Annotated in this window: 6 protein-coding genes; 2 read left to right on the top strand and 4 right to left on the bottom strand. The window is 63.6% G+C overall.

The window, feature by feature from the left end; all coding sequences use genetic code 11:
* Window positions 1–53 precede the first annotated feature (53 nt).
* Both QZ307_RS10055 and QZ307_RS10050 read left to right on the top strand, forming a co-directional pair.
* Window positions 54–1,973 carry an FAD-dependent oxidoreductase gene (locus tag QZ307_RS10055; RefSeq protein WP_295999488.1) on the top strand — a complete coding sequence of 640 codons (1,920 nt, stop codon included), beginning with the start codon at window positions 54–56 and terminating at the stop codon, window positions 1,971–1,973.
* Window positions 1,974–2,163: 190 nt separating this feature from the next.
* Window positions 2,164–2,940 (top strand): dimethylarginine dimethylaminohydrolase family protein, encoded by a 777-nt coding sequence (locus tag QZ307_RS10050; RefSeq protein WP_275207625.1) that lies wholly within the window; start codon window positions 2,164–2,166, stop codon window positions 2,938–2,940.
* Window positions 2,941–3,018: 78 nt separating this feature from the next.
* On the opposite strand, the gene QZ307_RS10045 is transcribed toward QZ307_RS10050, so the two are convergent.
* The 4 genes from QZ307_RS10045 to QZ307_RS10030 form a co-directional block, all read right to left on the bottom strand.
* The gene (locus QZ307_RS10045; RefSeq protein ID WP_295999485.1) at window positions 3,019–4,674 is read right to left on the bottom strand and encodes a hypothetical protein; all 1,656 of its coding nucleotides are present in this window, start codon (window positions 4,672–4,674) and stop codon (window positions 3,019–3,021) included.
* Window positions 4,667–5,266, bottom strand: coding sequence for a sigma-70 family RNA polymerase sigma factor (locus QZ307_RS10040; protein ID WP_295999484.1), 600 nt, complete (start codon window positions 5,264–5,266; stop codon window positions 4,667–4,669). The genes QZ307_RS10045 and QZ307_RS10040 overlap by 8 nt, the downstream gene beginning before the upstream one ends.
* Before the next feature lie 125 nt (window positions 5,267–5,391).
* Window positions 5,392–5,697, bottom strand: coding sequence for a hypothetical protein (locus tag QZ307_RS10035; RefSeq protein ID WP_295999482.1), 306 nt, complete (start codon window positions 5,695–5,697; stop codon window positions 5,392–5,394).
* The coding region (locus QZ307_RS10030; RefSeq protein ID WP_295999479.1) for a PD-(D/E)XK nuclease family protein at window positions 5,687–7,830 on the bottom strand (2,144 nt) is incomplete at its 5' end. The genes QZ307_RS10030 and QZ307_RS10035, both read right to left, overlap by 11 nt.

Raw genomic sequence — 7,830 nt, 5'->3', positions numbered from 1 at the left:
GCCAGCCCCTCCCCGCTTCGGCGTCCCAGTCCCATAATCCTCAAGGAGAAAAAATGAAGCATCTTCCCTCTCTGTCGCGCCGCTCGTTTGTGCGAAGCGCCACCATCGCTGGTGTTGGCGTGGCCCTCTTCGGGTTGCACGGTTGCGCTCCTGGTGGTTCCGATACCGCTAGCACCACCTACACCCCCGGAACCTACACAGCCCAAAGTCAGGGCAAGTTCGGGCCCATCACGGTAGAAACCGTGTTCAGCGATCACGCCATCGAATCGGTTTCGGTGGTTGACCACGAAGAGACAGCGCTTATCTCGGACCGCGCCTTGGAGGAGATACCCGCGTCCATCGCGGAGCATCAGAGTCTTGCCGTTGACACCATCACAGGAGCAACCCTCTCATCCATGGCCGTCCTGGCCGCCACAGAAGACTGTGTAATCCAGGCAGGTGGCGATCCCGCTCAGCTGCAGGAGGCACCGCTGCGCACCGCATCCACGGGAACCGAAGCACTTGAAGCCGAAATCGTTATCGTAGGCGCCGGCGGTTCCGGCATGGCCTGCGCTGTGGCAGCAGCAAAACTAGGCGTCGATAACATCATTGTGCTGGAGAAAAGCTGCACCATGGGAGGAAACGCCCTGGTTTCAGGCGGCTACCTGGAATACGTCAACGCTCCTGAATCGCTACGAGAAGCCATGACCGATAGCCAGCGTGCCCAACTTGAAGACGACCTGGCCGCCGCCGAAGGCCTCGTCCCTAACGATGCCATTGACCTCATTCGCTCTCAATGGGCGCAGTGGCAAGCCGACGGCAAAGAGACCTGCTTCGACAGCATTGAATTGCAAGCATTGCAATACACAATCGCCGGCGAGGGCGACTTTGAGGGCAATATGCTGTTCTGCCAGAATATCGCCGATCTCGACAGCTGGCTGTGCGAGGACGGCTTCGAGTTCAAAGAACTTGTGGGTATTGTCGGCTACTCGTGGCCCCGCTGGGCCTCTCCCGCCTCAGGCCGCTGCGGTCAAGGCTACTTCCAACACTACCGCTCCGTACTCGAAGACCAGGATCTTCCCGTCAGCATTATGCTCAACACACCCGCTACCGAGCTGCTGACGGAAGGCGATACCGTCGTGGGCGTCAAAGCCCAAGGAGAGGATGGGACCCCCTACGAAATTCGCGCCAACCGCGGCGTAGTGCTAGCCACGGGTGGCTTCTCCGGCAACCCTGACATGCTGCGCCAGTACAACACCCAATGGCCTTTTGATGAGAATTCCCCCATTCCCACCACCAACACGTACGGGCATACCGGCGACGGCATCACCATGGCGCTACGTCTAGGGGCCGGCGTGGCACTCATGGATGACCAAATGCCCTTCCCTATGGCCGACTGCAAGAATTCAAGCGACGAAACCACTGTTGGAGACGACATCGACTGCATGATGGTAAACAAAAACGGCCTTCGCTTCATGGATGAGGTGCGCGATCGCTATTCCATGACTGCCGACATCATGCAGCAGCCCGAGCAGATGATGTTCATGATCACGGATGCCGACACCTGCCGCGTAGAGGGCGACCTGAATCGTTATGGTCACCGCCTGCAAAGCCTCATCGACCAAGGGCAGCTGTTTGTCGCCGACACCATTGAGGAGCTCGCCCAGCAGATCGAATGCGATCCCCAAACGTTGGAAAGCACCGTGCAAGCCTACAACCAGGCAGCACGCTCTGGCAAAGATGAGGAGTTCGGGCGAACGAGCTTCAGCGATATCTCGCCTATTGAAAATCCGCCTTTCTATGCCTCTCCGCGCACCTGGGCGATGCACATCACAGTCGGCGGCCTTCTTTACGACGACAACTTCAACGTAACCACGGAAGACGGCGCCCCCATTCCTGGACTCTACGCCGTGGGTGAAACCATCGTCGGAAGCAGCGGCGTGGGCACCCAAGGCGAGGGCCTAGCCGTAGCGCACATTTTGGCCCAAGGCTAACCGCTGCGCCGCGTTCGCGGCGCCGTGCATGGCCCGTCGTAGCCCATCGCTCATAATCATCTTCGAGGGGGGTCGCGCTCAGGCGCGGCCCCTCTTTGCTGCCCTTGCAAAACGTCCCCTGTTGACTCTCTGTTCGTGCTACCCTGTTGCCAAGCGCACAAAGCGTGTCAACGACGACAAGGAGCCATCCATGACCAAGTTCGAAAACGTCATTGTCCGCCGCCCCGGCAAGTCGCTCTGCGACGGCATCACTAGCGCCCCTGAACTGGGCCAGCCCATCTACGAGCGCGCCATCGAGGAGCACGACGACTACATCGAGGCCCTGAAGCAGTGCGGCGTGGCCGTCACAGTGCTGCCGGCCCTGGAGGAGTTCCCCGATTCCTGCTTCGTGGAGGACCCGGCGGTCATCACGCGCTGCGGCGCCATCATCACCAACCCCGGCGCTGACAGCCGCAACGGCGAGAAGGAGGCCATCGAGCCCACCATCCGCCTGTTCTTCGACGACGACAAGGTCAAGCACATCGTGGCTCCCGGCACCCTGGACGGCGGCGACGTCATGATGGTGGGCGACCACTTCTACGTGGGCCGCTCCGCCCGCACCAACGAGGAGGGCATCCGCCAGTTCATCGAGATCCTGGAAGGCTGGGGGCTCGAAGGCTCCGAGGTGCCGCTGGAGGAAGTGCTGCACCTGAAGACCGGCGTGAACTACCTGGAAGACGGCAACATGCTGGTGTCCGGCGAGTTCATCGACAAGCCCGACTTCGCCGAGTACAACAAGGTGGTCGTGCCCGAGGACGAGGCCTACGGCGCCAACTGCATCTGGGTGAACGGCACCGTCATCGTGCCCGAGGGCTACCCCACGGTGCTCAAGGCCGTGCAGGATCTGGGCTACAAGACCCTGGTGGTGGATACTTCCGAATACCGCAAGGTAGACGGCGGCCTCTCCTGCCTGAGCCTGCGCTTCTAAGCCACCCTGCCCCGCAGACGTGCTGAGGCCCGCGCATTGTCGCGGGCCTCGTTTTATATCGCGAGGGCATCTCCCAGCCTAGCTGCGCCCGAAATCCACTCTCGTGCCATTGATAATCAAAGCCGCTATATCCTCGTAGTCCTCGAACGAGCCAATGGAGGAAAGCGTCACGTTCCCCTGCTCTAAAAGCGCCTCGGAATCCCACGTTTGCTCGTGGAACACCCCGGGGTACTCCACGGTCCTCCCGTCTTGATAGACAATGCTCACCTCAGGGCTGTTATCCCAAAACTTCTCTTCGACGCAATCGTGCACCAAGAACCCGATGGAGAACGGCGTGACCGTCACGGCTTCAATGGTGCCGAAATCCTCACAGGGAATGTGGGTAGTGGATTCAAGGGCATCACTGGCCACCGTCGAGGGCATGATGAAGGACAGGTTCCAGGTACCCTTGGTCTGCCAAGCCGAATAGGACGAGTGCACGCACAGCTCCATGCGGTCGAGCTTGTCCAGCGATGCAGGATAGAACGCCGAGTCAGTGTAAGTCCAGGTGGGCGAATCATCGATACGGGCAAGACCGCCTCCCGCCTTCGTGCCGTCTTCACCGTAATAGTAGGAAATGGAATACTCGCGCTCCAGCACTTCGCCCGTCGCAGGGTCCTTCAAATAGGGATATTCGTTACCGGGGTCCACCCCACCACTGCGCGTGAGCACGTGCAGCACACCGTCGCGCAGATCCACCCCCACCACCGACAAGGTGGGATCGCCCTCAACGGGCAGGTTGAGATCGCCGCTGGCCAGAACATCGGCAATACCCGTCAGACCGCCCTTGTCGGGATCGAAGAGCCTGCCTCGCATGCTCTCGCCCAACAGGCCAATCTCGCCGTCACGGGCCTGCAGCGCCGTCGGCCTCTTACGGTACGTGCCCGGAGTATCCCCTACCAGCTCGGACACCGGCTGCGCACTCACCACCACGTCAAACTCCTCGTCCTGGTCGCGAAGAGCCTCGATGGGCAACTCCACCTGGGCACCCGCTTCGATGGGCCCCTCGCTGGTCAGCACATAGGAGACGGTTTTCCGCTCCTCGTCATAGCTGATAGCCGTTTGGTTCGTGCTCAATGCCCTGCCGTTAGCCCAGAGCACCGCCCAAGCCAGCTCGGTGTGGTCGTCAAGAAGCCCCTGGCCCTCGTCATGAGCCTCCACCAGGAAATAGGCGTGGTTCGCGTCGGAAATGGCCGACACCACCTCGACCGTGACGCCCTCGTCCGTAGCCTGCACGCCCACGGCAGCCGCTCGTTCGGCGGCGTCGCTTGAGCGAAACCACTGGCGCCACAAATCCTGCCCCTGGGCGCCCACCGTAAAGCCTGTCAGCAACACAAAACCCGCCGCTGCCAGCGCCACCGCCCAGCGCACCGGACGACGCGCCTGCGTGCTGCGGCCGCGCGCTAGCCCATTCCTCACCGGCGAACCTGCATCCTTGGGCGCAGCAGCCCCCGCAGGCGAAGCGAGCGGCACCGGCGAGACATTCGACGCGTCCGACGTAGGCGCCGCGGATGACGCAACCGATCCCGAAGAGGCGGTCGCCACATCCACCGCAGACGATTCCTCAGTCCCAGCCACTCGGGCAAGCACGCTCTCCTTCAGGGCGTCCTTCATCCCATCGTCCAGCGCCACCCTATCCATCTCGCAGCGATAGGCGCGTCCCACGTCCTTGCCAGTGCTCTTCCCGTTATCCATGGCACACCCCTTCCAGCGCCGCGCGCATCTTCTTGCGCGCTCGGCTCAAACGCGCGCGAACGGCCACCTCGGAGCTGTCCGTCAGAGCGGCAATTTCGCGCGTGGAATATTCTTCGTAGTAATAGAGAAAAACGACTTCCCGATAGGCCGGAGGGAGGGTCAGCACCGCCTCGGTCACGGGACCGGGAGCCTCATACGATGAGGCCGCAGAATCATGCGTCGCGGGAAAGGCCACAGCTCCCGCCTCGGAAAGGGACGCAACCCCCGTATCGGAGACGCGCTCATCGAGCGCCACGGGCACCGCACGGCGCTTCCGCGCCCGCAGCGCGTCTTTGCCGGCATTGGCCGTCACGCGGATGAGCCAGGCCTTCTCGTGCTCCGCATCGCTGAACGACGGAGCGCCGGCAAACGCCTTGAGAAAGACCGTCTGCACCAGATCCTCGGCATCGGCGCGATTGCCGACATAGGTGTAGGCCAGGCGAAGCACCAGATCGGCATGGCGGTCTATCAGCTGCTCAAGAGCCGCTTCCGTCATGGGTGCCGCCGCGCGAACGTCGTCTTCCGGGTTGTGATCCCGTTTAACCACCGACATACACCTCCTTCAGTTGTCGGGCTTCGCAAGTTGCAACTCACCCAACAACACGACGGAAGGCATCATTTTGTGACAAAGCGAAGAGTATTTTTCCGAAGGAGACGAGAAGGAGCGAATGGGCGCCGCTAGACCACCGTGCCGTAGACCTGGCCCCAGGCATGGCCGGCCAGGGCGCTGTTCAGTTGGGTGCACAGGCGCTCACGGGTGTAATCGCCCGGCGGCAGCAAGGTCACGATGCGCAGCAGCTCTTCGGGCAGGTCGGCCGCCTCGGCCGCCAGCACCACGTCGAGACGCCGTACCTTCGCCCCGATGGCCTCGGCGATAAGCGGGTCCAAATCGCCGTACTCGGAGAACAGGCTGTCAACCACATCCTGGAGCGCCCCGTAGTACTCGCTGCGCTCGATATTCGTTCCCGTATGCTCACGCGCCATGGAAGGCCTCCTGTTGCTTCTGGATGATCAGCGCCTCAAGCGCCGGCAGATCGGTGTGCTCGAAATGATAGGGCACAATCTGCGGATCGCGCGGGTTGGTCGCCGAAACGTGCTCGATACGCAGAAAATGCGCATCCACCGAGGTGTAGCCCGCGCGCATGAGCGCATAGGCGTAACAGCTGGCCTGCAGACGGTGCTTGGCGTCCAGAGCCTCGGGGGTCTCTTCCGCGCTGCCGCCGGTTTTGTAGTCGATGAGGAACGCCGCCCCGTCGCCGTTGTCGGCCAAGCCGTCGATCTCGCCCTCGAGGAAGAACGGGGCAGGCAGCGCGCCGTCCTCCCCCACCGGCCCGTTTTCAGGCGCGGTGGCAGCGCATCCCGTCTCATCGCGCGCCGTGTCACCGACCCCTTCCGCAGAAGCGCACAGTTCTACCATGAAGGGCACCTCGGCACCGCGATGGGCGAAACTGGCGAAGCGCGCGGCCTCATCGCTGGAAAGCCAGCGCTCCAGCGCCGTGCGCAGCCGCTGCTGCTGGCCCGCAGACAGATCCTCCTTCTGGATTTGCGCCGCAATGGCGGCCTCGTCGGGGCGGAAGAGCGCCCCGTCCATGCTGCGCTCGATGGCCTGCTGGGCCAAGCGGTGGAAGGCCGTGCCCAGAGCCGTGGCACTTTCCGCAGAAGCGCCCAGCGCCGCTTCTTCGGACGGGAAGGCCAACGCCGCGTCGGCTTCCTGGCCCTCTTCGGGCTGCAACGTCGCGCAGCCAACGGCGAGATCGGGTTCGCTGTCGATCAACGACGCTTCCCAAGCAGAATCAAGCCCCGACCGCACTTCCCCCGTCCCGTCGGCGAGCACGACGCCGCCGTCGCTTTCGGCCGCGGGCTCATCAGTGTGCTCATGGACTCCCGAAAGCGAGGTGTAGGAGCACAAGCCCGCCCGCGCGAAATTGTGCGGCAGCATAAGCGGTTCAGGCAGCGGCTCGCGCACGGGCACCAAGAAGGGCGCCGGAACCGCGGCGTCGACGGGAGCCTCGGTCGCCTCGGCGTCCGTGGCAGCGTCGCAGGACGCCACGGCTTCGGCTTCCTTCTCACCCGAGCCATCCGACGCGGAATCTTCCTCTTCTTCAAACTGCTCGCCCCTCAGATAGCGCAAGGCCACCCGCGCCGGCGCCGTACCGCCGTAGTCGGCCATGGACACCGAAGCGTCCGCAGTCACGTCCCATTGCAGGGCCTGGTACAGGTCGTTGAAGATGCCCGCGTTCTCGTAGCCCTTCGACGGATCGCCGCCCCCGAGCACCGCCACGAACAGCGACTTGCTGGCGCGGGTGAGCGCCACGTACAGCAGGCGCCGCGCCTCGGCCAGGGCCTGATCCTGGGCGAAGGTCGCCAGCGCCTCGTGACGGACACCAGGCCCCAACGCAGCCAAGCGCTCCGCCACCTCGTCGGGAGCCAGTGCGCTTATCTCGAGCCGCTCATGCTCGTCGAGACCGGCGGCCTTTTTGGTCAGGTTATCGGCCACCTTCTTCCAATCATCGGGCGCAAACCGCGCACTGGCGTACGTAGCCTGACCGATGTTCTCCACCACGAGGCGACCGACGCTCTCGCGACCGTCCTTCAGCTCGGCAATGGCTACGTGGGGAAACTCCAGGCCCTTGGAGGCGTGCACAGTCATGATACGCACGAAATCGCCCTCAGCCGTAGCCAGGGCTCCGGGCGCCTCCTTAGCAGTTTCCAGGTGCGCATCGAAGGCAACGGCCACCGACGCCAGGCCCGTGGCCTTTGCCTCGAGACCACTTACGATGCGCAGCGCCTTCGCGTAGTTCGCCGCCGCGGCCAGGCCGTCCACGCCCTCGGCCTGCAGCCGGTCGAGCGCGCCCGTGGCCACCAGCAGCTGGCGCAGCGCCGCCGCCGGCGAGCCGCGATGAGCCCGCACCGTGAAGGCCCGCAGCTGGTCGCGGCAGATGAGCACCGCGCGACACTCGTCCTCGGAAAGCCCCATGACGCGCATCTCGTCTTCCAGCTGCGGCGAGCGGAAGCCGCGCGAGAGCCCGCGGCGCCTCCAGCCGCCCTCGTCGGCCGGCGGCGAGGCCCAGGCCAGCCAGCAGGACAGCGACATCAGGAAAAAACGGCGGCGGCTGG

The organism is uncultured Adlercreutzia sp., assembly GCA_910585575.1.
Classification (GTDB): domain Bacteria; phylum Actinomycetota; class Coriobacteriia; order Coriobacteriales; family Eggerthellaceae; genus Adlercreutzia.
The sequence above is the reverse complement of the archived record's forward strand: the minus strand, read 5'-3'. Positions and strand labels throughout refer to the sequence as shown.